Annotated in this window: 25 protein-coding genes; 2 read left to right on the top strand and 23 right to left on the bottom strand. The window is 36.9% G+C overall.

Features of this window, described 5'->3' with window-relative positions:
* Positions 1-94: 94 nt before the first annotated feature.
* The 15 genes from QVO66_RS04865 to QVO66_RS04795 all read right to left on the bottom strand — a co-directional run bounded on the left by QVO66_RS04865 (position 95) and on the right by QVO66_RS04795 (position 14,874).
* Positions 95-1,063 (bottom strand): F0F1 ATP synthase subunit gamma, encoded by a 969-nt coding sequence (locus tag QVO66_RS04865; RefSeq protein WP_021854297.1) that lies wholly within the window; start codon positions 1,061-1,063, stop codon positions 95-97.
* A 7-nt stretch (positions 1,064-1,070) separates the two neighbouring features.
* The gene (atpA, locus tag QVO66_RS04860) at positions 1,071-2,657 is read right to left on the bottom strand and encodes a F0F1 ATP synthase subunit alpha (protein ID WP_021854296.1); all 1,587 of its coding nucleotides are present in this window, start codon (positions 2,655-2,657) and stop codon (positions 1,071-1,073) included.
* A 16-nt stretch (positions 2,658-2,673) separates the two neighbouring features.
* Positions 2,674-3,207: a F0F1 ATP synthase subunit delta gene (locus QVO66_RS04855; protein WP_021854295.1), complete on the bottom strand. Its 534-nt coding sequence runs from the start codon at positions 3,205-3,207 to the stop codon at positions 2,674-2,676.
* 5 nt (positions 3,208-3,212) lie between these two features.
* Complete coding sequence (gene atpF, locus QVO66_RS04850; RefSeq protein ID WP_021854294.1) at positions 3,213-3,716, bottom strand: F0F1 ATP synthase subunit B; 504 nt, start codon at positions 3,714-3,716, stop codon at positions 3,213-3,215.
* Between the two features lie 35 nt (positions 3,717-3,751).
* Entirely contained in the window at positions 3,752-3,994 is a 243-nt protein-coding gene (gene atpE, locus QVO66_RS04845) for an ATP synthase F0 subunit C (RefSeq protein ID WP_021854293.1), read from the bottom strand.
* A gap of 50 nt (positions 3,995-4,044) precedes the next feature.
* The gene (gene atpB, locus QVO66_RS04840; RefSeq protein ID WP_021854292.1) at positions 4,045-5,127 is read right to left on the bottom strand and encodes a F0F1 ATP synthase subunit A; all 1,083 of its coding nucleotides are present in this window, start codon (positions 5,125-5,127) and stop codon (positions 4,045-4,047) included.
* Between the two features lie 3 nt (positions 5,128-5,130).
* Entirely contained in the window at positions 5,131-5,553 is a 423-nt protein-coding gene (locus tag QVO66_RS04835) for a hypothetical protein (RefSeq protein WP_125104159.1), read from the bottom strand.
* Positions 5,554-5,556: 3 nt separating this feature from the next.
* Positions 5,557-5,802 (bottom strand): ATP synthase F1 subunit epsilon, encoded by a 246-nt coding sequence (atpC, locus tag QVO66_RS04830; protein ID WP_021854290.1) that lies wholly within the window; start codon positions 5,800-5,802, stop codon positions 5,557-5,559.
* Between the two features lie 14 nt (positions 5,803-5,816).
* Positions 5,817-7,346: a F0F1 ATP synthase subunit beta gene (gene atpD / locus QVO66_RS04825; RefSeq protein WP_021854289.1), complete on the bottom strand. Its 1,530-nt coding sequence runs from the start codon at positions 7,344-7,346 to the stop codon at positions 5,817-5,819.
* A gap of 153 nt (positions 7,347-7,499) precedes the next feature.
* Complete coding sequence (pfkA, locus tag QVO66_RS04820) at positions 7,500-8,477, bottom strand: 6-phosphofructokinase (protein WP_021854288.1); 978 nt, start codon at positions 8,475-8,477, stop codon at positions 7,500-7,502.
* Between the two features lie 18 nt (positions 8,478-8,495).
* On the bottom strand, positions 8,496-9,893 hold the full coding sequence (locus QVO66_RS04815; protein WP_021854287.1) for an SLC13 family permease: 1,398 nt from the start codon (positions 9,891-9,893) through the stop codon (positions 8,496-8,498).
* A gap of 210 nt (positions 9,894-10,103) precedes the next feature.
* A complete protein-coding gene (locus QVO66_RS04810) occupies positions 10,104-11,744 on the bottom strand; it encodes a dipeptidase (RefSeq protein ID WP_021854286.1) in 1,641 nt (546 codons plus the stop codon).
* A gap of 14 nt (positions 11,745-11,758) precedes the next feature.
* On the bottom strand, positions 11,759-13,396 hold the full coding sequence (locus QVO66_RS04805; protein ID WP_021854285.1) for a M23 family metallopeptidase: 1,638 nt from the start codon (positions 13,394-13,396) through the stop codon (positions 11,759-11,761).
* A gap of 120 nt (positions 13,397-13,516) precedes the next feature.
* The gene (gene nadC / locus QVO66_RS04800) at positions 13,517-14,365 is read right to left on the bottom strand and encodes a carboxylating nicotinate-nucleotide diphosphorylase (RefSeq protein ID WP_021854284.1); all 849 of its coding nucleotides are present in this window, start codon (positions 14,363-14,365) and stop codon (positions 13,517-13,519) included.
* Positions 14,366-14,388: 23 nt separating this feature from the next.
* The gene (locus QVO66_RS04795; RefSeq protein ID WP_288172604.1) at positions 14,389-14,874 is read right to left on the bottom strand and encodes a hypothetical protein; all 486 of its coding nucleotides are present in this window, start codon (positions 14,872-14,874) and stop codon (positions 14,389-14,391) included.
* Between the two features lie 200 nt (positions 14,875-15,074).
* Here QVO66_RS04795 and QVO66_RS04790 point away from each other — a divergent pair, with 200 nt between their 5' ends.
* Entirely contained in the window at positions 15,075-16,760 is a 1,686-nt protein-coding gene (locus QVO66_RS04790) for a glycoside hydrolase family 10 protein (RefSeq protein WP_021854282.1), read from the top strand.
* Between the two features lie 324 nt (positions 16,761-17,084).
* On the opposite strand, the gene QVO66_RS04785 is transcribed toward QVO66_RS04790, so the two are convergent.
* The 8 genes from QVO66_RS04785 to mazG all read right to left on the bottom strand — a co-directional run bounded on the left by QVO66_RS04785 (position 17,085) and on the right by mazG (position 22,757).
* Complete coding sequence (locus QVO66_RS04785; protein WP_239684896.1) at positions 17,085-17,525, bottom strand: hypothetical protein; 441 nt, start codon at positions 17,523-17,525, stop codon at positions 17,085-17,087.
* Between the two features lie 10 nt (positions 17,526-17,535).
* Complete coding sequence (locus tag QVO66_RS04780; RefSeq protein ID WP_021854280.1) at positions 17,536-17,904, bottom strand: hypothetical protein; 369 nt, start codon at positions 17,902-17,904, stop codon at positions 17,536-17,538.
* Positions 17,905-17,976: 72 nt separating this feature from the next.
* A complete protein-coding gene (locus QVO66_RS04775; protein ID WP_287602035.1) occupies positions 17,977-18,522 on the bottom strand; it encodes an RNA polymerase sigma factor in 546 nt (181 codons plus the stop codon).
* A 1-nt stretch (position 18,523) separates the two neighbouring features.
* Entirely contained in the window at positions 18,524-19,927 is a 1,404-nt protein-coding gene (locus QVO66_RS04770) for a L,D-transpeptidase family protein (RefSeq protein ID WP_288172603.1), read from the bottom strand.
* A gap of 139 nt (positions 19,928-20,066) precedes the next feature.
* On the bottom strand, positions 20,067-20,378 hold the full coding sequence (locus QVO66_RS04765; protein WP_021854277.1) for a T9SS type A sorting domain-containing protein: 312 nt from the start codon (positions 20,376-20,378) through the stop codon (positions 20,067-20,069).
* 74 nt (positions 20,379-20,452) lie between these two features.
* Entirely contained in the window at positions 20,453-21,367 is a 915-nt protein-coding gene (locus tag QVO66_RS04760; protein WP_021854276.1) for a ribonuclease Z, read from the bottom strand.
* Between the two features lie 30 nt (positions 21,368-21,397).
* Positions 21,398-21,955 carry a lipoprotein gene (locus QVO66_RS04755; RefSeq protein ID WP_021854275.1) on the bottom strand — a complete coding sequence of 186 codons (558 nt, stop codon included), beginning with the start codon at positions 21,953-21,955 and terminating at the stop codon, positions 21,398-21,400.
* A 7-nt stretch (positions 21,956-21,962) separates the two neighbouring features.
* The gene (gene mazG, locus QVO66_RS04750) at positions 21,963-22,757 is read right to left on the bottom strand and encodes a nucleoside triphosphate pyrophosphohydrolase (RefSeq protein WP_125104152.1); all 795 of its coding nucleotides are present in this window, start codon (positions 22,755-22,757) and stop codon (positions 21,963-21,965) included.
* 105 nt (positions 22,758-22,862) lie between these two features.
* Here mazG and QVO66_RS04745 point away from each other — a divergent pair, with 105 nt between their 5' ends.
* On the top strand, positions 22,863-25,499 hold the full coding sequence (locus tag QVO66_RS04745; protein WP_021854273.1) for a valine--tRNA ligase: 2,637 nt from the start codon (positions 22,863-22,865) through the stop codon (positions 25,497-25,499).
* Positions 25,500-25,743: the final 244 nt, after the last annotated feature.

Below are 25,743 nucleotides of genomic sequence, written 5' to 3'. Positions count from 1 at the left end.
AATTTAGATTACGCAAAAATTTAGACAATGCCTAAATATAAAAAAGAGACATGCACAAATTGTGCAGTCTCTTTATATGAGTAAGAGTAATACACTAGGAATTAACAGTACCACCCACAATGTCAAGCAACTCATTTGTAATAGCCTGCTGACGACTCTTATTATATTGGAGATTCAAATCTCTCAGAAGTTCATCAGCATTATCTGTTGCTGTCTGCATAGCAACCATACGAGCTGCATGCTCACTAGCATTACTATCAAGCAATGCTGTATATATCATTAAATGTGATAGTTTAGGAATAAGTGAGCACAACACTGATTCCATATCAGGTTCAACAATAAAATTGTCATTAAGAGGCTTTACTGCCTCTTTGGCATTTGAAGAAACCTTACCTTTCTTACGTATATACTCTTGAGCTTCCAAGGTTGCAATATTAGATGTCAAATCTCGCTCATCATCAAAATCCAATTCCTCTTTGATATTAATTGGTAAGAAAGTTTTTTGAGTCAAGATCTGTGAACCAGCACTTTTGAAATGATGATAAATCATCTCTATGCGATCAAACTCACCATCGATGAATTTCTGCGAAAGTAAATCCGCAAGTTCTATACATCGATGCAAATCAGGCTTATCAGCAATTTCAGAGAAATCTCCACCACAGTTCAAGCCGAGTTTCGTCACTTTTTCAGCAACCTTTCGTCCAATAGGATAAACAACAATATTATCCATACCTACCAGACGCTGGTATTTATCAATCGCCTGCTGCATGGCCTTAATAACATTTGCATTAAAACCACCACATAAACTGCTATTAGATGAATATACAACAAAAGCAACTTTTTTTACAGGTCTCACAGTATTATATACAGTTGTAGCATCAACTTCTGAAGCCAAAAATGCTTTTAGTATATGCTCTAGCATAGATTCATAAGGAAGCATGTTCCCTATCATGATCTGTGCATGATGCAGTTTTGACGACGCAACCATCTTCATAGCACTCGTTATTTTACGAGTGCTATTTACAGATGATATACGATTTTTTATTTCTTTTAGTGACGGCATAAATCAACTATTTTTTATAATGCCCTGCAATATCAGCCATTACAGCCTCAATAGTTTGGGTTATTTGATCATCAATTTTTCCTTTAGATAAAGCATCAACAACATCTTCATGTGAAGAACGCATCTTATCCAAAAAGGCATCTTGGCATTCACGCACCTTTTCAACAGGTACATCATGCATTAGACCATGTGTTCCACAATAGAGTATTGCAACTTGCTCACCAACAGGCATTGGACTATATTGTGGCTGTATCAAAAGTTGATTATTCTTACGACCTCTATCAAGTGTCATAGCCGTTACAGCATCCATATCACTTGAAAACTTTGAAAAAGATTCCAACTCTCTATACTGTGCTTGATCTATTTTCAATGTTCCCGCAACCTTCTTCATACTTTTTATCTGCGCAGAACCTCCTACACGACTTACAGAAATACCAACATTAATTGCAGGCCTAAATCCCTGATTGAACAAGTCGGTCTCAAGATAAATCTGTCCATCAGTAATAGAGATAACGTTAGTTGGAATATACGCAGATACGTCTCCTGCCTGAGTTTCAATTATAGGCAAAGCAGTAAGCGAACCACCACCTTTAACATGCCCTTTCATACACTCTGGCAAATCATTCATATTCTCTGCAACCTCTTGCTGGTCATTTATTCGTGCTGCACGCTCCAACAAACGACTATGCAAATAGAACACATCTCCAGGATAAGCTTCACGACCAGAAGGACGACGCAAAATAAGTGAAACCTCACGATATGCAACAGCTTGCTTAGACAAATCATCATATACGACCAAAGCCGAATAACCGCGATCTCTAAAATATTCACCTATTGCAGCTCCTGCAAAAGGTGCATAATATTGCATAGCAGCAGGATCTGCTGCTGTAGCTGCAACAACAATCGTGTATGGCATTGCTCCATGTTCCTTCAATGTAGATACTAATGCCGCAACAGTTGAGGCTTTCTGACCAATAGCTACATATATACAATAAACAGGTTTACCAGCATCGTAAAAACTCTTTTGATTTATAATAGTATCTACAGCAATTGCTGTTTTACCTGTTTGTCGGTCTCCAATAATAAGCTCACGCTGACCTCTACCTATTGGAATCATAGAATCCACGGCTTTCAAACCAGTTTGTAAAGGTTCTTTTACAGGCTGACGATAGATAACACCTGGAGCTTTTCTATCCAATGGCATTTCAAACGAATTCGTCAAATCAATGTCACCTTTACCATCTATAGCCTGCCCCAATGGATTTATGACTCTTCCCAGCATATTATCATTCACCCTGATGCTGGCAATACGTTTTGTACGCTTTACCAACATTCCTTCCTTTATCTCGGAAGTAGAGCCAAGTAGCACACAACCAACGTTGTCCTCTTCAAGGTTCATGACAATAGCCATAGTCCCATTTTCAAATTCAAGAAGTTCATTAGCTTCAGCATTTCGAAGACCATAGATACGTGCTACGCCATCGCTTACCTGAAGGACAGAACCTACTTCATCAAACTTTGCGCTATCATTAATCCCTTTCAGTTGTTCCAAAAGAACTTGAGATACTTCGCTTGGTTTAATTTTATCAGACATATTACAATTAATTTTATTACTTAAGCTGTGACAAAATAGAATTTAATTGAGACTTTACACTAACATCCATTCTATAAGTATCATATTCTATTATGAAACCACCAAGAATTTCAGGTTTAATCTCTGTCTCAAATTCAACATTCCCATTTGTCTTACTTTCAACCAACTGCCTAAGCCGTTGCTCCGTAGAAGGAGATACGGCTGTAGCAGTCAAAAGTTTAGCACGGATTAAATTCTTGTTTTTCCTATATAATGTAATATATGAATTTGCAATGAACTGCATCATGTTTTCGCGCTCTTCCTTCAAAACCAAATCAATAAAGACTTGTGTAAGTTTACAAGGATCTCCGCCTAAAGCAATAATAAATAAATCTTTTTTACGCTTCTTTGAAAACATGGGATTATCTATCGTAAACCTAAAATCAGGAACTTTTATATAACTGGCAGATAAAGTCTGCATTTCTGCATATACCTTATCCTCCAATTTTGCCTCTAAGCTTGCCTTTAACAAGGCACGGGCATATCTAACCGATATTAATCCGAAATCCATATTAACTATTTTTTATTAGACAAAGAAATTTCATCCAGCATACGTTCAATCAAATCCATCTGTGTTTTTTCATCACCAAGCTTTTCTCTCAATACTTTCTCAGCAATTTCAACACTCAGCGTTGCAACTTGTTTACGGATATCGCTAACGGCAGCCTGTCTTTGATTCTCAATTTCAACCTTCGCTTCTGTAAGCAATCGGTTACTTTCCTCATGAGCTTTGTCCTGTGCCTTTTCAACGATAGCATCGCGCGTTGCGGCAGCCTCTTTTAATATTGCAGCCTGACGCTCGCGTGCTTCCTGTAAAAGAGCATCGCTTTCAACTTTGATATTAGCTAATTTTTTGTTTGCCTCATGTGCCTTCTGAAGACTGCTGTCTATATAATCTTTACGATCATTGACCATCTTGACAATAACTTTAAAGCCAAACTTGCTTACAATGCCAAGTACAATCAGAAACACAATCGTCATCCAAAATAACAAGCCAAAATCAGGTGTTATTAATGACATAAGCTGTTAAGATTTCTATTTCTTTAATCTAAAATTTACACGAAAAGTGCCAACAATGCAATAATAACAGCAAAGAAAGCAACACCCTCAACAAGAGCGGCTGCAATAATCATAGAAGAACGCAAATCGCCTATTTTTTCCGGCTGTCTTGCCATTGCATCCATTGCTTGACCACCAATTTTTCCAATACCAATACCTGCACCAATTACAGCTATACTACCACCAATTGCGGCACCTAACTTTGCTACAGCATCTGCTGCTAATAATAATGAAATCATAATCGTAATTTTTTAAAGTTATTTATTTTTATTTTAATCAAAAAACATATTTATTCTGCTGCATGCTCTTTAACCTGAGACAATGATATAAACACAGCGCTTAACATAGTGAAAACTAACGCCTGAATGAAACATACGAGTAATTCCAGCAACATCATGAAAACACTCATAAGAACACTCACAACAGTCATTGATGCACCTGCCACTGCATTAATTCCAAACATTATAAAAATCAGGCACGTCAATGACAATGCTATTGCATGCCCTGCCATCATATTAGCAAATAGTCGAATCATAAGAGCCAAAGGTTTAGTAAAAATACTAAAGAACTCTATGAAAGGCATAAGTGGAACAGGCACCTTTAACCATGTAGGCACATCCGGCCAAAAAATCTCTTTCCAATAAGCTTTCGTTCCTGTAAAGTTTGTTATAAGGAACGTACACAAAGCCAAGAAAAATGTTATAGTGATATTACCTGTTAGATTTCCACCTCCGGGCGGGAATGGCACAACCCCCATAAGATTTGACAAGAAGATAAAGAAAAAGCACGTTAATAAATATGGTGCAAATCTATCTGTATTTTTACCCAAAGTTGCCTTAATAATATCATCATAGATATACATAATAAACATTGTCATCAAGCCTGTAAAACCTTTAGGCGCAGGATCTTCAGGACGATGTTTTTTACACCATCTTGCAGGAATTAAGATACAAATTAGGAGAAGTATGGAATTGATAAATAAAACCACAACCGTTTTGGTTATAGAAATATCAAATGGACGAACTTCTTTACCAGATATCACTTCACATATTTTATTCTCATTATCTTGACTACCGGAAATATATAGACCATACGGTCCAGGACGATTTCCAGCAGCATCCTTCTCTTCAGAAAATTCGGCACTGCTAAACACATGCCATCCAGTAGAACTCTTCACTATAACAGGAAGATTTATTACAATAGGATGACCATTAATATCAGTGATATGCCATTCATACGCATCCTTAATATGCCCAAACAAAACGCCTTGCAAATCAAGCCCTTTTTTATCATCTGTATGCTCTGACGCACTTATAGGTGCGATTATGAATACTAGCATGAACAAGCATAGTATTTGTCTGATCTGTCTCATCTGTCAATCTTTAAGAGTATAACATTTTTCTACATGAGCAAAGAATACACTGTCAAAAACAAGCATTACAATATAAAAGCTCATAAAAAGCAGCGCAAAATCACGTATAGAGTTTTTATCATGACATATTAAGCAATAAGCCGTTACTACAAATGCGGCTGATACAAGACGCAAAGCAGAAGCTGCCAGATAAAATTTTGTCATAACATTAGGAGATGTTTTAGCCATCTTTCTCCAAAATACCACATATATGGAATTTATGAATACCGTATATAATGCGCTTATAGCCAATGCATTAACAATAGAATATTTTAACACATTCATACTTATCGCAGCACTACACAATAATGTAAGTGCCGCAATAAGCCATAGACTATATTTAAAATATCTTTTACTTGTTATGTCTACTTTTTTATTCATATCCATAACTTAAGCTATCTCAACACAAAGGCTGACAACATTTTTTTGAACTTCTACAAAGCCGCCAGTAATTTGAATCTGATTTCGCACACCATTTACAGCATACTCAACCTTTCCTGTTTGAAGTGAGGAAATGATTGGAGCATGATTATTCAATATTTCAAAAGCACCTTTTGTTCCAGGTACCAATACGCTATCAACCAATCCCTCAAATTCAACTTTTTCAGGTGATACTATTTTCAATCTTAAACTCATGCCTATCAGATTTGTTAATTACCTTTAGCAATATCAAGAAGTTTCTTTCCTTTTGCAATAGCGTCATCAATAGTTCCAACATTAAGGAATGCCTGTTCTGGTAAATCATCGACTTCACCATCCAATATAGCATTAAAGCCCTTAATTGTCTCCTCAATTGGCACCATCACACCAGGCAGACCTGTAAATTGCTCAGCAACGGTGAAAGGCTGCGACAAGAAGCGCTGCACACGACGAGCTCTATTAACAGTCAATTTATCCTCATCTGAAAGTTCATCCATACCAAGGATTGCAATAATATCTTGCAGTTCTTTATAATGCTGTAAAATTTCCTTCACTCTCTGTGCGCATTCGTAATGTTCCTTACCAACAATTAGCGGATCCAATATTCTCGAAGTACTACCTAAAGGATCAACTGCAGGATAAATTCCAAGCTCAGCAATCTTTCTACTAAGTTCTGTAGTAGCATCAAGATGAGTAAAAGTTGTTGCTGGTGCAGGGTCAGTCAAGTCATCGGCAGGAACATAAACAGCCTGTACAGAAGTAATACTACCATTTTTGGTTGAAGTAATTCTTTCCTGCATTGTACCCATTTCACTTGCCAATGTCGGCTGATAACCTACGGCTGAAGGCATACGGCCAAGAAGAGCAGACACCTCTGAACCAGCCTGAGTAAACCTGAAGATATTATCAATAAAGAACATAATGTCTGCTGCTTCACCATTCTTTCCGCCATGATCGCGGAATTCCTCTGCAACAGTTAAGCCTGACAAGGCAACAGAAGCACGTGCTCCAGGTGGTTCATTCATCTGTCCATAAACCAATGTTGCTTGAGACATCTTCAATTCTTCAGGATCTACTAACGACAAGTCCCACTTGCCTTCTTCCATTGCTTTTTTAAACTTCTCACCATATCGAATTACGCCAGACTCAAGCATATCACGAATAAGGTCATTACCCTCACGCGTACGCTCACCAACGCCAGCAAACACCGAATATCCATTATGACCTTTTGCAATGTTATTGATAAGCTCCATAATTAAGACAGTTTTACCGACACCGGCTCCACCAAAAAGTCCAATTTTTCCACCTTTCATATAAGGCTCAAGCAAATCAATAACTTTTATACCAGTTGCAAGCATTTCTTTATGCGTTGACAACTCCTCAAAAGTAGGAGCTTCACGATGAATAGGGTATGCGCCTTTCATATCCAAAGTTTTCATACCATCTATAGGCTGGCCTATAACATTCATCATTCGTCCTTTTATCTGTTCTCCTGCAGGCATCAATATTGGATGACCTGTTGAAACTACTTCCAATCCTCTTTTAAGACCGTCAGTATTATCCATTGCAACACATCTAACAGTATCTTCACCGATATGCTGCTGAACTTCAATAACAAGTTCACGTCCATCTTCGCGTGAAATTGTCAACGCATCATGAATTTTGGGCAACACTTTTTCCGGATCTAAGCCACTTGTATCGAAATAGACATCAATAACAGGACCCACAATCTGAGAAATATGCCCTTTTATTTGTTCCATATAAATTTACTTTATTTTTTATTTTTCATGTATTTTTCTAAACGCAAAATTAATCAATTGTTTTATAACTTACAAAGAAAAGAACAAAAACTTTTTATAATAAGTTCAATTGACATAATATAAAGACATTTTTACAACTTATACGTCAGACTATTATATGCTCAACTCATCTAAGACTGTAATTAATTTTTTATCAAAAGGTTTATCTGACCTTATAGCCTCACTCAATGGGACATAAACGACCTCATTATTTCTTACGCCTATCATAACATTACGCTGACCTTGAATGATAGCATCTATTGCCCCCACCCCAGTTCTACTGGCAAGAATGCGGTCATGAGCGGACGGACGTCCCCCACGCTGCAAATGTCCAAGTATTGAAACTCTAACATCGTAATTAGGGAATTCATTACGAACTCTGTCAGCATAATACAAGGCTCCACATTTTGGGCTCTCTGAAACGATTACAATACAGCTTTTTTTACTTTTTCTTATACCTCGTTCCATAAACCTCGCCAATTGGTCAACATCCGTTGAGTCCTCTGGTATTATTGCGGCCTCAGCACCTGAAGCAATAGCACTATTCTGAGCCAAGAATCCTGCATCACGTCCCATTACTTCAATGAAAAAAATTCGTTCATGACTTTGAGCAGTATCCCTTATTCTGTCTACACATTCAACAATTGTATTTAGAGTCGTATCATAGCCAATTGTTGAATCAGTACCATACAAATCATTGTCTATAGTTCCCGGTAATCCTATGCAACATACATCATATTCCTGTGCAAAGACCATTGCTCCGGACAACGAGCCATTTCCGCCTATAACGACAAGTGCATCTATTTCATTTTTCAACAAATTGTCATATGCCTTTTTACGTCCTTCTGGAGTTTTGAATTCGTCACATCGTGCAGTTTTCAAAATGGTTCCTCCAGACATTATTATACCACTGACATTCTCTGTTGTAAAATCAACAATCTCATTATTAATAAGACCATCATATCCACGATAAATTCCTTTTACCTTAAATCCCTTGCATATACCGGCACGCGTTACAGCACGAATTGCCGCATTCATTCCAGGAGCGTCTCCGCCGGAAGTCAATACACCTATTGTTTTAATTTTAGCCATATCTATATCATTTAAGAATTAACTCAAAATCCACATAATAAACAGACCAAGCAGCCAAGCAGCCATAGCAACTACACCGACTTTTTTAAAATACCATCCAATATGTATATGTTCCATTTTCATCAATGCCAATCCGCTTACAGAACCTATAAGCAATATATTTCCACCCATTGCTGAGGAATAAGCAATTATTTTCCAAAATATTCCGTTCTGAACGAATGAAGACATATAATTCGGATCTGACGAAAATGCCAAATTAGCAATATCACCCACAGAGTAAAGAGATATTATACTCATACATGTAGCAAATGTATCCAAGAAACAACTGATTACCCCAGTAATTACGCCCATTACCCATACATTATGAATATTGGTATCAATAAATTGTGTCAAATTGGACGTTATTCCAGTTTCGTATATAGCTCCAACAGCAAGCATTATTCCCATTACAAAAAGCATAAGCTGAATAACACCATACTGAAGGACCCTTGGCACAGGACGTTGTATCATCTGATCGGCATTCATTAGCTTGTGGTTAAATATTTCATTTACAATCCATAACACAGATAACACACACAAAGCACCTAAAAAAGGACTTAATTTAGTAATGTTATGGAAAGTAGGTATAAACCACAATCCGCCTATTCCTACAATAAGCATCAATATACGCTGCCAACGATTAAGATTTGTATCATCTCCTCTATAAGGCATTGCAACATATTGTAAGTCTATATGCTCAGGCAAACTTCTACCGAGCCAATAAATCGGTATGACACAAGCTGCTAAACAAGGTAAAGCCAACGATGCAGAGAAATTTGTTGCAGTAACAATACCATTATTCCACAGAATCAAGCCATTCGGATCCCCAATAACAGTTAATGCGCCACCACAATTGGCAGCCAGCACAATTGCGCTGCCATAAATCATGCGCTGCCTACGATTAGGCAACAATTTATGCATGATAACAAGCATCATTGTTGTTGTTGTTAAATTGTCAAGATTTGCAGAAATAACAAATGTGATTATAGCCATCATCCATAAAAGTTTATGGCTATTACGCGTTTTTAATAACTCTGATAAGAAATCGAAACATCCATTATTATTCAAAATCTCAACAATTGACATTGTCGCAAATAAGAAAAGTACTATCTCTGCACCTTTCCCCACATATTTTAGAAATATGTTTTGAGCTATATATTGTTTTACAGCTGTACTGGAAGACGTTGCGCCCCCAAGGAAATCATAATAAGCTTGTTGATGCTGACTCATAACGAAATCAGTTCCATAGCATATATACAACACCCACCCTAATGTACCGATAAACATTGCAATAGCAGCTCGGTTAACATTAGTGACATATCCTGTAGCGATAAGCATATAGCCTATCAATAATATTGAGACTAAAACAAATGCCATAAAAACAATATTAATCAGCTACAAATTTACGAAATAATATTAAAAGCCAAAAATATGACGATAAAAAATATTCGTGTTTAACTAGTTTTTAACCTATACAAAAAGGCATATTGTAATGTCATGCAACAATAAAAATCCCAATACCACAAAATAGTAAAACTATTCAGGTATTGGGACCCACTTGATAAAAATTTATTCAACTTTTACGCACTATTCTTCTGGTACGGCATATCTGTCACCTGAACTTTTCACAATCTCCCTAGCAACATTTTCAGGAAATCCCGGACGTTCAACTGTAGCACCAAGTCCTGTTTCAGTTCTAATGAATCTGCCATCTTCATCTGACTTTATTGCCATATCATTATATTTCACAATAAGATAAGTCCCTAGCTGTCTCCATCTGTCAATCATCTGTTGAGCCTTGTCTATACTATAATCTGTCAAAAAATCAATAGCTAAAGAAGGATTCTCATCATACAAAACCATTGCCTTGCGCTCTATTTCTGCTTGAGCCGAAAAATAACTGGTTTCTAAAGAATCTCTCACAGACTTTAGAGAACCAAACATTAATGAATAACGTGGATATACCATATTACTAACCCAGTTACAAACCCAAAAAGCATTCTTCATGCTGAATGTAACAGCATCCGCATCTTTAGTATTATAACACTCTGGCTGTGAAGTATTTCCGCAATATACAGGTGTATAAGCAACCATATTACCATCATCATTTCCAAACCAAAGCACACCACCGATTTGTCTTGGAAGCCATGATCTTAATTGAGCAACATAAGAAAATGCTGTTTGTTGTGTTGACGTCGGACGTTCATTAAAATATTCCTTACCATCAACTTTATAGGTTAGAGGCGTTGGTCTATAAGGCATATTCCATACACCTTGACCCGGGTCTTTATCTAAAGAGAACGGAGTTCCTTCATAATGATCTCTCATGCATTCCTGTATATCTTGAACACTAACCTTGCGATTAGGCTTTATCCACAAAGGCATCGGTTCGGCATCTTTAACTTTTCCTTCTGCATAAGGCAAATAACGTTCCATATATGTCGAGAAGTGGTTAAAAAAGCTCCACACACGAGCCTCGCAGAACCGTCTTCCAGAAAAATCAGGATAAGCATAAGCTTCACAAAAACTAAAATCTGCATCTTTACCACTAAACCATCCTTTTTCTCTTGCAAATGTTATGCAGTCTTTTGAAAACATCACATTCTTTTTATCCTTTTGATTAAACGTACGAATACGGCTCTGATTTGCATGAGCACATATAGCATCGTCAGGAATTCTAACAGCTACCCATACAGTCCCCTTGCGTCCAGGTCCCTTTCCTATCATCTCCATTATCCATGCTTCGTTTGGATCACATATTGTAAAAGTCTCTCCGCCGGAACAATATCCATATTTATCGGTTAATGTAGTCATAACTTTTATTGCTTCTCGTGCGGTTTTTGAACGCTGTAAAGCTATATATATTAGAGAGCCATAATCTAAAATACCTGTTGTATCAACAAGTTCCTCTCTTCCACCAAAAGTCGTTTCACCTATCGAAACTTGATATTCATTAATGTTTCCAATAACATTATAGGTTACCTCTGCTTCAGGTATCTGTCCGTGATAAACATTTGTATCCCAATCATAAATTTTACGTACAGAACCCTTCTCATGTTTACCGGCAGGATAATGACACAGGCCGATGAACAATCCATAGTCATCAGCGTTATAAGAACATATCACCGATCCATCAGCACTGGCTTTCTTGCCTACAATAAAATTGGTACAAGCCCAAGAGCTAAAATAACTAACTAACAAAGAAACTACTAAAACTATCCTTTTCATAAGCGATATAATTATTAATACTTAAAATTTTCCATTATGATTCTTTGGTTATCAAGTTTATCTGCAGCAATAATTTTAAGCATATGCATGCCTCCTGTACGTAAGACAGGAGCATTCTTCAAATTACATACATATATATTATTTTTTTCTTTGTACTCTAAAAGAACAAACTTACCATCTACAAATCCCTTAATATATTTTAATCCACTACCTGAGTCTGATGCTTGAACACGTATATTACCTGAAGTTCCAGATACCGACACATGAGGCGGAACATCATCGTAACAGATTTCATACTCAGCACCTAATTCTCTTATCTTCGTTATTACCCAACCATCCTTATAAGTTCCACCCATATATTTATCTATGCCAAAATGACTTACGACGTATAACTTATCCGTATCTTTAACAGGTTTATTCAATTTAATCTTTATTGTTGCCCATCCAAAGATAGGATATGATTTATTATAGAATCGCCATGAGTCTGATAATGCTTCAGGTTGAAACTTTACATTAGGGTGCAATTCAACATTATCAGGCAAGGTCCCTTTTGGAAGTAACAAACTTACCCCCGGACGTTGCAGATGATTAAATCTTTCATAACTCATCAAATTTATCAAATCCGGTTTTCTCTTTTTGGGAATCTGCTGTTTTACACCTTTTACAACAAAAGAATAATCGTAAGAATTACCAAAAACATCAGATATTGTATAAACAAATTTATAATCACGCTCCTGATCAATATTTATTATTCCACTATTATTCAAAGCATGAAGTATCGGCAAGCTATTTCCCGGTTCCTTAAACGACTTCATATACCATACATGCGTCCGGCAATAGTGATCATAATCCCCCCAAGAGTTAACCATCCTATTACAACGAACCGGTATGCTGTCTATGTCACTCTCAAAAACCAATTTTCCATCAACGGTTAACCGGGTATTCCTGATTCCAAGTATTCCATAACTCCCTTCCATGTAATCATTCGCCCATATACCAAATCCGACCTCTCCCCAAGCTGTAAATACACGCGACAACGAAGAAGATGCAAAACCATAAGACTGCTTTTGGACCGATCCGCAAAAGACACCTTTACCTTCAATAGGATAAGCCATAAACGCATGTGCAATAGGCCTTGTCTTATCTACGACATACTCTTTCAAGTACTGCAATGGATCAAGATAACTCCATGTTTTTGTATCATGAAATTCAAGATGCAAATGCGGAGCACGACTTGCTCCGGAATTTCCGCTAACAGCAATAAGTTGTCCTCTGGCAACAGGAAAGTCTGTAGGCTTTAATCTCACATCAACAAAATAGCTTTGGTTTAGATATTGCCATTTCTGCACAATAGCACCAAGCTGCGGTATAAACTTTTTTAAATGACAATATACACTTGTCTTACCACCAGGATGGTTCACATAAACTGCATACCCAAAGCCATCAAGCCCAACAGTTATTCTACTAACATAACCATCAGCTACAGAAAATATCGGTTTGCCTTCAACCTGCTCTGTCCTGATGTCTATTCCACCATGAAAATGATTTGGACGCGGCTCACCAAAGTTGCCGGCCAATGAAATTGGATAATTCACGGGAGAACTAAAACTCGTAATTGCAGCAAGAATCAAAGATGAAAACAAACTAAACATTTTCTAAAACAAAGTTTAAAAACAAATTATAAACATATTTACATACTGAAAGACGTTCTATAGAATGCACTATTAGGGTCAAAAGAGAACGTTTATCAGTATGTAAATATAATTAATCTATTAACAAGCTTTAAAGCTCATATCAAGACACTTAACAGAATGGGTCAATGCCCCGACAGAAACGAAATCGACACCGCATTCAGCATAACTCCTTATCGTATCAAAAGTAATACCTCCACTTGATTCCGTCTCATATTTTCCATTTATCATTTTAACAGCTTTACGCGTATCATCTACAGAAAAATTATCCAACATGATTCTGTCTATACCGCCATGATCAAGCACTTGCTGCAATTCGTCAAAATTACGTACTTCTATCTCAATTTTTAAATCAAGCGAATTTGCTTTCAAATAATCATGACATCTGTCTATTGCGTTATTTATTCCACCGGCAAAATCTACGTGATTATCCTTCAGAAGAATCATGTCAAACAATCCTATACGGTGATTCACTCCTCCACCTATCTTCACAGCCTGCTTTTCGAGCATACGCATACCAGGAGTTGTTTTTCTTGTATCCAAGACATGTGTTTTTGTTCCTTTAAGCAACTCTACATACTTATTTGTGGTTGTTGCTATACCGCTCATTCTTTGCATTATGTTCAGCATGAGACGTTCTGTTTGCAACAAAGATCGTACCTTTCCAGACACAATCATTGCAATATCGCCCTTCTTTACATGAGAGCCATCTTCGATAAGCACTTGCACCTCAAGAGAAGGATCAAATCTTGCAAATACCCTTTTTGCCACTTCCACACCTGCCAGAATACCATCCTCCTTAATAAGCAAATGTGACTTACCCATGGCACTTTCCGGAATACAACACAATGTAGTGTGGTCACCATCACCGATATCCTCGGCAAAAGACAGATCAATAAGTCTGTCTTCTAATTCATCAACTGAATACATATTAAAAAATTTTATTCAAAGTTCTATAAATAAACACCTACGCCTATACGTAAACCGATTTTAGAAAAATCAGAGTGATTCTTAAACGACTGGTCGTAATATACGGCAGGTTCAATCGTTACTGTTCTATTTAAGAAGAACGCATATCCGACTTCTATACCCGGCATCAAATCGTTGTAATTATGATTTGCATGTATCAATTTTGCATTAACACCAAGATACAATCCATTTTGAACTATATAATAGCGTCCTCCAATGCCTATAGAATAAGAATTTGCGACATCATCATTTCCACTATGCTGTATACCAGCCTGAGCTGTTATAATCCAGTCGTCAGCCAAAAGATATCCACCTTTTAAATCAAGACCGATATTAAAATTTTCTGCTCCGCTATAACTAAGATCCAGTCCTGTAAGAGATGCACCAACATAATACTTACCTTGCTCAAACTGAGAATATCCAGAAAGAGCAAACGCCATAAAGGCTATCAACATTACAATTTTTTTCATATATACATTGTTTATTTTTTTAGTATCAACGAATATAGAATTAATGAACTGATATAAAACACTATATAAAATTTTACTTTCATACAAATGTATGTTTTTATCATTTTCATTATTCCCTATCATATGCAAAAGTACATATTTAATTTGAAAAACAAAAAAAATAATATAACTTTGCATCATAATCGATTTACAAATATCAAATGAAAATTTCAATCAAGCAATCATTCCTCAATACTGTAATCATATTGTTATTTATATGCTTTTCAGAAACATGCAATTCCCAAAGCTTTGTTTTCAGGCAACATCCCAAATACGAGGTCAGGGCCGTGTGGCTTACAACAATAGGCGGACTTGACTGGCCACACAGCTATGCGCAAACGGAAACATCAATAAAAAAGCAAAAGAAAGAATTAATTGACATACTTGACAAGCTGAAAAAGGCAAATATTAATACTATATTATTCCAGACAAGAATAAGAGGCACGGTTATTTATCCTTCATCCATAGAGCCTTGGGACGGATGCTGTTCCGGCTTTCCTGGCAAATCCCCCGGATATGATCCGTTAGAATTTGCAATAGCAGAATGCCATAAAAGAGGTATGGAACTGCATGCATGGATAGTTACAATTCCTGTAGGAAAATGGAACGGAATAGGCTGTAGAACATTACGCAATAAATATCCCAATTTAGTAATCAAAAACGGTGGAGAAGGATTTATAGACCCTTCAAATATTTTGGCTGCTCAATATATATCAGATATTTGTAAAGAAATCTCCGACAATTACGATATAGACGGAATACATCTTGATTATATAAGATATCCCGAAAAATGGAAATTGCAGATACCACTTTCTAAAGCAAGAAAAAATATTACAAACATTGTAAAAGAGATCTACAACAAAGTAAAAAGTACAAAACCATGGGTGAAACTAAGCTGTGCTCCAATTGGCAAATACGATGATCTCACCAGATATTCCAGCCGTGGATGGAATGCATATAAAAAAGGATGCCAGGATGCCCAAAGCTGGATCAAACAAGGCCTAATGGATCAGCTTTACCCCATGATGTACTTTCGCGGAAATCAATTCTATCCTTTTGCCATAGACTGGAAAGAAAATTGCAATAACAGAACAATAATACCCGGATTGGGCATTTATTTTCTGGACACCTCCGAAGGTAATTGGAATATAGATGAGATTAAGCGTCAAATGTATGTTACGAGAAGTCATGGCATGGGCTATGCCTTCTTTAGGAACAAATTCTTTTATGATAATACCAAAGGGCTGTATTCATTCACAAAAGATGAATTTAATCTATATCCAGCCTTAACTCCTCCAATGGAATGGGCAAAAGCTCCAATGCCACAATCACCACAAAATTTATCTGTAAAAGTTACAGGTAAAAATGAAATTATAACATGGGATAAAACAGATAACAATTATGGCGGCATTATGTATAATGTTTACGTCAGTAAGAAATATCCTGTTGATATAAATGACAGCAGGAACATCTTGGCGACAAGGATAAAAGATAACTATATTGCAATTGAAACAGACTCAAAATGCGACCTCTTTTATGCGGTTACTAGTATAGACCGTTATGGCAATGAAAGCCTTCCCACACAGCAAAAACAGTCTGACAAATCTGCAATCACAGACAAATTTATTAAAAATGACGGCAAGAAACTTTTATTACCAGACAAAGGGAAAACCTTAGATAGCGAATACGTTATAGTAAAAAGTCTGGCAGGTAATATAATTTCAATACATCCATACAAAGGCAAATATGCAGATATAAGCAATCTTGAAAATGGGTGTTACATTCTATTATCATTAAATAAAAAAGACATAGCACATAGATTAGGATACTTTATGATTAAAAGATAACACTTCGAATGGATGTTGTTTATTCCTATACGCTTTTGTTTGTTCCACAAAAGCGTGGTCAATAAAAATTTTAATATCAAATATTCATTTAAAATAACTCAATGAGTTTTTGCATAAAACTCATTGAGTTATAACTAAAAACCCATTGATTTTCATTAATGAAACCAATGGGTTTATAAGTCTATAATCCGACATTAAATTAATTATATTTATTATAACATTACCACAAGAAATATAAAATCATCAAGTTATATTTATAATCAGACAAACAACAATATTATTATTGGATAATATATAAAACTACACAACAAAGTTTCGTTATTATCACTTTTTCTTATGCCTCATTTTATCTGCAGCTCGTTTAAAGATCTGCCGATGGAAACGCTCTTCTGCTTTCACAATGTCATAGACTTTGCCCGCAGGTAATATCTGCATAAATTTTTCATGATAAGTTTTCTGAAGTTGTTTTATTTCAATTTCACACTTATCACGCTTCATAAGATTCTTTTTGCATTCAGCATCCGTTGTCGGCTTTATTCGTTTTAACTTTTTAAGTTCATCATGAATTGACCGCTGCTTACGTAACATTTCCGAATAAAGCGGAAAGAATTCTGAAGCCTCTTTTGGAGACAAGCCCGCCTTTCGTGTGATATACTGCTCTAATTCTGCTTGAAAACGTTCTGGTGTAAAATGTCTATTCTTATTCTGTGCATCTGATATATTAAATGCTAATATAAAGAATAAACAAATTATAAATCTTCTCATTTTATTATTATCATTCATTTTCCACATAAGAATAAATGTCATCATTATCAAGCATGGCATAATCTGAAATTTCGTCTAAAATATAATCAGCATAAACTGAAGATGACATATTTTCTGATATATTGTCTGCGTGATTCTGATAAGATTCTTTTTCTAAACTATTAAAATATATTGTTCCGGAAACTAGAAGAACCGCAGCAAAACATGCGGCCCACTTCAATGGACGCATAAACGCTTTTATTGCAGGGCGCTTATTAGGTACGGCTGGCTCAACCACGTTCTGCATCAGACTCTTCTCCAAAGAATCAAAATAGCCTTCAGGAACTTTGAATGGCCGCTGGCTGCCAAATTTTTGTTTAAGCAATTGTTCTTCTTTCATAATAAATAATTATTATTCTTTTATTCTATGACGGAACTTCCCATTAAAAGTTTAATTGCCTGTCAAAAAAAGTCATTCATGTAGATGAAAATAATCCGAAATCTTTTTTACTGCAATATGATACGAGGCCTTCAACGCACCTTCTGAGGTGTTGAGAATTTCACTGATTTCACTATATTTCATATTATCGAAATATTTCAAATTGAAAACCGTCCTCTGTACATCAGGCAATGTCGCAACAGCCTCTAACAATAATGCATGTGCCTCATCACCATCAAAATACTCATCAGCCATAAGAGTCTTTGAAACCGACGGTGACTCTGAAATATCTATAGTTGAATTATTTTTATTTTTGCGCAAATAATCTAAAGCCTCATTTATGGCAATACTGCACAGCCACGTAAATAACTTTGATTTATTATGAAAAGAATCAATATTATTCCATGCTTTAAGAAACGTATTTTGCAACACATCATTAGCGTCTTCATGACATAGAACAATATAACGTATCTTCCAATACAATCGTTCACCATATAACTTTACGATTGCATCAAAAGCTTTACGCCTTGTAGTTTCAGAGGCCAGCATCCTGCATATTAAATCTTCACTTAATGCCATATTATTCAATAAACGGAGACAATTTCTCTATCAGGACATCGTCATAGCCATAAACATCATCATAATAGCATAATTGTCCACAAATGCCATCATAAACAGTATAATAGGTAATATATAATGGTATTGGCGGATTTACATTCAAAGTATTTACGAGACGTTTTCTGTCTATATTTCTCTTCTTCAACGAATCTACATCATTAATAAAATCAACAGACATTGAATACTGTAATCTGTCTTCCATCTCTTCTGCACGTTCGCCTAATAAGAATAAAGCCAGTTCCAGAGGACGCTCTACTCTAACACAACCATGGCTCACAGCTCTTTGGGTGCGCTTGAACGCCCATGGTGCAGAGGTGTCATGAAGAAAGACAGAAAAATTATTATCAAATCTGAAAATAATACGCCCTAAAGAGTTCTTTTTACCTCCAGCCTGAACAATATATTGATCATTTGACATTATTCTATCATATGAGACCTGCTCAGGAGCCAACTTACCCTTTTCCCTGTCCAGAACAAACATCCCCATTTTATGCATATAAGAATAATTATGCAAAAATCCTTTGGAAATGCTTTTAGGAACAATCCATTGCGGATTTACATCCATGCGCTTAATCCAGCTGGTAAGTATCGGAGTCTTGAAATTAATCTCGCCACAACATACCTTCATTGTTTGCGATTTTTCACCGTCAAAAGCGTATAATTCAAATGAAGGTATATTCACAACTATATATTTATTGTGTAAATCTGTATTAGGCATTCCACGCAAACGCCATCGACACCGTTCGATATTACACAATATTCTTAACCGTTCAGATTTGGTTAAATTCGGATTATCTAACTCTTTCAACAACTTACCGACCAAACGTCCTTTAGGAAGGGTTGTATGCCAGAACTCAGCTACACTGTCATTCAAAATATGGCTGATGGCTCTAAAATAGAATTTTTTGTCCGGGCGTAATACTTTTAAATCACACAATTGTCTGAATCGTGTTGTCAAAGAATCCACCTGATACTCTTCCAAACTATTATATAAATAATCGGGATTAACAAAGCCAAAATACTGTCCTGCAGAATATCTTAAAAAGGCTTTTGTCAGGTTATACTCTAAACGAGCCAAGATTCGGTTTAGATTATCATTTGAAGACTCTATGTCTAAACTACGTGCCAAGTAAAGATCCTTTTCTATTTTAGAGACACGAAAAGCGTCTTTGCTCAATCCATAATAATCAATGCCCTTAAGAAGACTCAAAAGAGTATCTGCACGGTCATATATACCATAACGGTTTATCCACAAAAACGGTTGTTGCTCTTTATAATATTTATTTACAAACCCATCCATGGGCAATGCGACTCCGTCTTCACTTGCAATTTTGGATATATGTTCACGTATATCAACTATGTCCAAAGAATACTTTTCATCCCGTAAGTCTGAAAATGTATCTAAATTAATATTTTTGTCATGATTATTTGTCGCGTCATGACAAGATGACACGAGCAGACATAAAAGTATAAGGTAAAATAACTTTAACAAAACAGACAAAATACTACTTAACCGAAATCTTCCTTACGACTTTACCAACTTTAACAATATAACAGCCTTTAGGCAAATTCAAATCGTAATATCTATCTGAACCATCAACTTTTATGGACATTATTTTTACTCCGGCAACATTATATATATACAACATCTGCCCATTGGCTCCAACAACGCGAATTGACGATGAATTAACAGAGATTGAAACACTCTGACTTTCAACATCAATTATCTCTATTGCCGAATTGGAATTGGCAACAGAAGGAGTTGCGACAGACAACAGCAACACTGCAGACAGAATAAAAAGTAAGTTTCTTAACATAAAAGCTTCTTTTTTATTACCGCAAAGATAAAATATTTTTACGATATAACAAAATATTATACGTTTTTTTTTACTTACACATCAAAAACAGCCATTTCATTCGCTAAATCTGTATTCGGGAAGAGTTCTTGAGCTTCCTTTAGAATAACATCTTCATTTTCATAGCGCGCAGAAAAATGTCCGACAACAAGTCTTTTAACCTTTGCCTTCAATGCCACCATGGCCGCTTGTCTTGCCGTACTATGATAATATAACTTTGCCCTATTCTCGTTTTCACTACAATAAGTTGCCTCATGATACAGCAAATCCACATTTTCCACCATCCTGTATAGTTCCGGCATGTATCTGGTGTCTGAACAATACGCATATGATCTTGGCGGATCCGCAGGGAAGGTAAGATAAGAATTTGGAATTACGTCGCCGTCAGCAGTTATCCAGTCTGCCCCATTTTTTATGTTATTACGCTGGCATTCAGGTATGCCATAAAAGTCTATCATATCGCGTCTTATATGCGGTAAGGTCGGTTTCTCACGGAATAAATATCCGCAACACGCAACACGATGTTCTAGAGGTATAGAGCTAACCGTAAGACTTTTATCCTCATATATCACATCATTACGCTTCGTATCTACCACATGAAATACAACTTCATATTCCAATCCATTACAGAACAGGTCCAGTTGCTGCTGCAATATAGGGAAAAAGTCTTTAGGCGCAAATACATGCAAAGGACTTATACGGCCAAGCATACCCAGCGTAGAAATCAGGCCGATAAGACCGAAACAATGATCTCCGTGCAGATGACTTATAAAGATGGCAGAAAGTTTATTGAAATTAATACGTGAACGCCTTAATTGCACTTGTGTTCCTTCACCACAATCAACCATAAACATCTTATCACGGACAAGAACAACCTGCGAAGAAGCATTATGCTTCAACGTAGGCAAAGCACTGCCGCATCCTAATATATAGACTTTAAATGGCTGCATGTATTTTATATATTACACAAGATACACAAACTATTTAGCCTCCTTCGACAGACGTTTATAGCCATAGATTCCTTCTGTATTCTCCAGATAAAGTGAATCTGCACCCAAAGAATAGATGTCAAATGTATCTGACGATAAAATCAGCTTACCATTTAATATTTTCCATTCTGTATACGGCTTCGGCTCCTTCATACTACCTTCAACGACTCCGCCCTCACAAATTTCAAAACTCTTGTCAAGGCTGACCCATTTACCCAATAGAGACGTAAGGTTAATTACCTTTTCTGCAAAAAGTCCTTCCTCACTTTTCGGACCCGAGATCACTGCCAGCCGGTCACCAACAAACAATCCTCCTTGAACGTTTGAGCACGTATCAAGTCCCTCCAATGTATATGTCAAGGTGTCTCCCTTATCTGTAATCAGTTCAAGTGTGTGCATTGCAGTACCTTCACCACATTTGCCATACACGGTAGTGTCTGCTATTTCGTTATCAGAAACATTCTCAACTACAGCCTTTGCATTTTTTTTATTGTCACATCCTATCGCTACAATGCAGCACAACAAGAAAGCCAAACTAAGTTTACTCATAATTGTATTATTTATTCGTTTTTTCTTCTTTTTTAGCTTCATTCCATAGTTCATCCATTTCAGCCAAAGTCATCTCAGTCAATGGTTTACCAACTTTTATAGAATGATTTTCTATATAGTTAAAACGTCTGATAAACTTCTGATTTGTATGTTCAAGAGCCGTATCAGGATTTAAATGATAAAGACGTGCTGCATTTATGACACTAAACAAGAAATCACCCAACTCTTTTTCAGAAGCTTCATTATCATCCTTACGCAATTCTGCTTCAAGCTCAGAAAGTTCTTCTCTCACTTTAGCCCAGACATCGCCCTTATCTTGCCAGTCAAAACCGACATTACGAGCTTTATCCTGTATGCGATAAGCTTTAATAAGTGAAGGCAGTGCAGCCGGCACACCGGAAAGAACACTCTTATTACCATCCTTTTCCTTTAATTTTATCTGTTCCCAGTTCTCCAAAACCTTATCTACTGTATCAGCTTTCACATTACCATAGACATGCGGATGTCTGAAAATAAGCTTATCAGCCTGCATGTTACATACATCAGCAATGTCAAAATCTCCTGTCTCGCTGCCTATAAGTGCATAAAAACAAACATGCATAAAGACATCTCCAAGTTCTTTGCATATATTTTTCTTGTCGTCTTTCATCAAGGCGTCACACAATTCAAACACCTCTTCTATCGTATTTGGCCTAAGGCTCTCATTTGTTTGCTTTTTATCCCACGGACATTTTTCGCGTAACGTATCAAGTACATCCAATAAACGTCCAAATGCTTCAAGTTTTTCTTCCTTTGTATGCATAATATGTATTTTAGTTATGCAAATGTAGATATTTTCCACGAATATTTTGTACATTTGCAACGTTTTTTATTGAATTAGGCAAAATAAATAAAAATAAGATAAGAAATGGAACTTGCAAGTAAGTACGACCCAAAAGATGTAGAGTCAAAATGGTATCAATATTGGCTTGACAATAAGCTTTTCAGCAGTAAACCTGACGGAAGAGAGCCTTACACCATAGTTATTCCTCCACCTAATGTAACGGGAGTGCTCCATATGGGACACATGCTCAACAATACTATTCAGGACATTTTGGTAAGACGTGCCAGAATGGAAGGCAAAAATGCCTGCTGGGTGCCAGGAACAGACCATGCATCTATTGCTACAGAAGCAAAAGTTGTAAACAAGTTGGCACAGGAAGGTATAAAGAAGACCGACTTGACACGCGACGATTTTCTTAAGCATGCATGGGACTGGACAAATGAGCACGGTGGAATAATCTTAAAGCAGTTAAGAAAACTTGGTGCAAGCTGCGATTGGGACAGAACAGCGTTCACCATGGACGAAAAACGCTCCAAAGGAGTGATAAAGGTATTCTGCGATTTGTATAACAAAGGACTTATCTATCGTGGAGTACGAATGGTGAACTGGGATCCTAAAGCCCAGACCGCCCTTAGCGACGAGGAAGTTATTTATAAGGACGAACACAGCAAACTGTATTACCTTAGATACAAGGTTGTTGAAGAACCTGAAAAATATGCCATTGTTGCAACTACACGTCCTGAAACAATCATGGGCGATACAGCTATGTGCATAAACCCTGACGACCCGAAGAACACATGGTTAAAAGGAAAACACGTAATCGTTCCTTTAGTAAATCGTCAGATACCAGTCATCGAAGACAGCTATGTTGATATAGAATTTGGAACAGGTTGTCTGAAAGTTACACCGGCACACGACATAAATGACCATGCATTAGGTCTGAAACACAATTTGGAATCGATCGATATCTTTAACGATAACGGAACAATATCTGAAGCAGCCGGTCTGTATGTCGGCATGGACAGAATGGATGTCAGAGTTCAAATTGAAAAAGATCTTAAAGAAGCCGGTCTGCTTGAAAAGGTTGAAGACTATAACAACAAAGTTGGCTTCTCTGAAAGAACTAATGTACCAATAGAGCCAAAACTCTCAACACAGTGGTTCCTGAAAATGCAACACTTTGCAGATATGGCACTTCCACCGGTTATGAATGATGAAATTAAGTTCTATCCGGCAAAATATAAGAACATTTATCGCCATTGGATTGAAAACATTAAAGACTGGTGCATAAGCCGCCAGCTATGGTGGGGACATCGCATTCCGGCATATTACCTACCTAACAATGGCGGATTTGTTGTTGCAGAAACTCCGGAGGAAGCACTTACTATGGCCAAGGAAAAAAGCGGCAACAACGATCTGACCATAGATGACCTGAAACAGGATGAGGACTGCCTTGACACATGGTTCTCATCATGGCTGTGGCCCATATCTGTTTTCAACGGCATCAACGATCCTGACAACGAAGAAATAAAATATTATTATCCTACTTCAGATCTTGTTACCGCACCAGATATCATCTTCTTCTGGGTTGCTCGCATGATAATGGCCGGATATGAATATAAAGGAACATTCCCGTTTAAGCATGTGTACTTCACAGGTATTGTACGTGACAAACTTGGCCGTAAGATGAGCAAGAGTTTAGGTAACAGCCCTGACCCTATAGAACTTATCGACAAGTTCGGAGCCGATGGCGTTCGTATGGGAATGATGCTGTCAGCACCTGCCGGCAACGACATTCTCTTCGATGAGAGTCTATGTGAACAGGGAAGAAACTTCAATAATAAGATATGGAACGCATTCCGTCTGATTAAGGGATGGGAAGTTTCAGACGCTGAACAGCCCACATCAAACAAGACTGCCGTAAAATGGTTTGAGGCCAAACTTAAAATCACTAACGACGAAGTAAATGACCTGTTTAAAAAATATCGCATATCTGAGGCATTAATGGCCGTTTACCGTCTCTTCTGGGATGAGTTCTCAAGTTGGTACCTCGAGATGATAAAGCCTAACTACGGCACACCTATCGACCGCAATACATACGACATGACGCTGAAGTTCTTTAATGAGCTTTTGAAGATGCTACATCCGTTCATGCCGTTCATAACAGAAGAATTATGGCAGCATATATATGAACGCAAAGAAGGTGAAAGCATTATGCGTGATTGTCTGTCAATTCCGGCCTCAACAAAAGAAGATGAGAATCTGGTAGCAGACATTGAAAATGTTAAACAGATAATCAGCAACATCAGAACAATAAGAAATCAAAAGAACATATCACCCAAAGAGGAACTTGAACTGCAGGCTATCGGTGAAAATAAATATGCCGCATATGACGATATTACAATAAAGATGGCAAACTTAAAGTCCATAAATATTGCGGAGGGCAAGTCTGCCGATACAATACAGTTTATGGTCGGCACTGATGAATATGCAGTACCTGTAGGTGATCTTATTGATGTTGAAGCAGAGATTGAAAAGCAGGAAGCACAACTAAAGCATCTGGAAGGTTTCCTTGCAGGTGTGATGAAGAAGCTTTCAAACGAAAAATTTGTTGCTCATGCCCCTGAAGCTGTTGTAGCATTAGAAAGAAAGAAACAGCATGACTCTGAAGAAAAGATAGCAATGCTGAAAGAATCACTTGCTAAATTAAAAAACAAGTAATATAAATAAAACCAGAAATGCTCAAGAGTATTTCTGGTTTTTATTTTAATGGTATTGGTTTCAATTGCCACAAGCGCAAAGGCTATAAATCACTTTACCATAAAGTGAACCTTGAAACAAAAACAGACCAATTACGAAAGGGCACATATTGCAATGCAAAACATACGCTTTTACTTTGCAATATGTGCCCTTTTACTACCTGATATGCCCTATTTTGCAATAGCCTTAACAACCTTACATGGCG

The organism is Prevotella sp. CAG:255 (assembly GCF_000431195.1).
GTDB lineage: Bacteria > Bacteroidota > Bacteroidia > Bacteroidales > Bacteroidaceae > Prevotella > Prevotella rara.
This window is presented reverse-complemented; position numbering and strand designations above follow the sequence as displayed.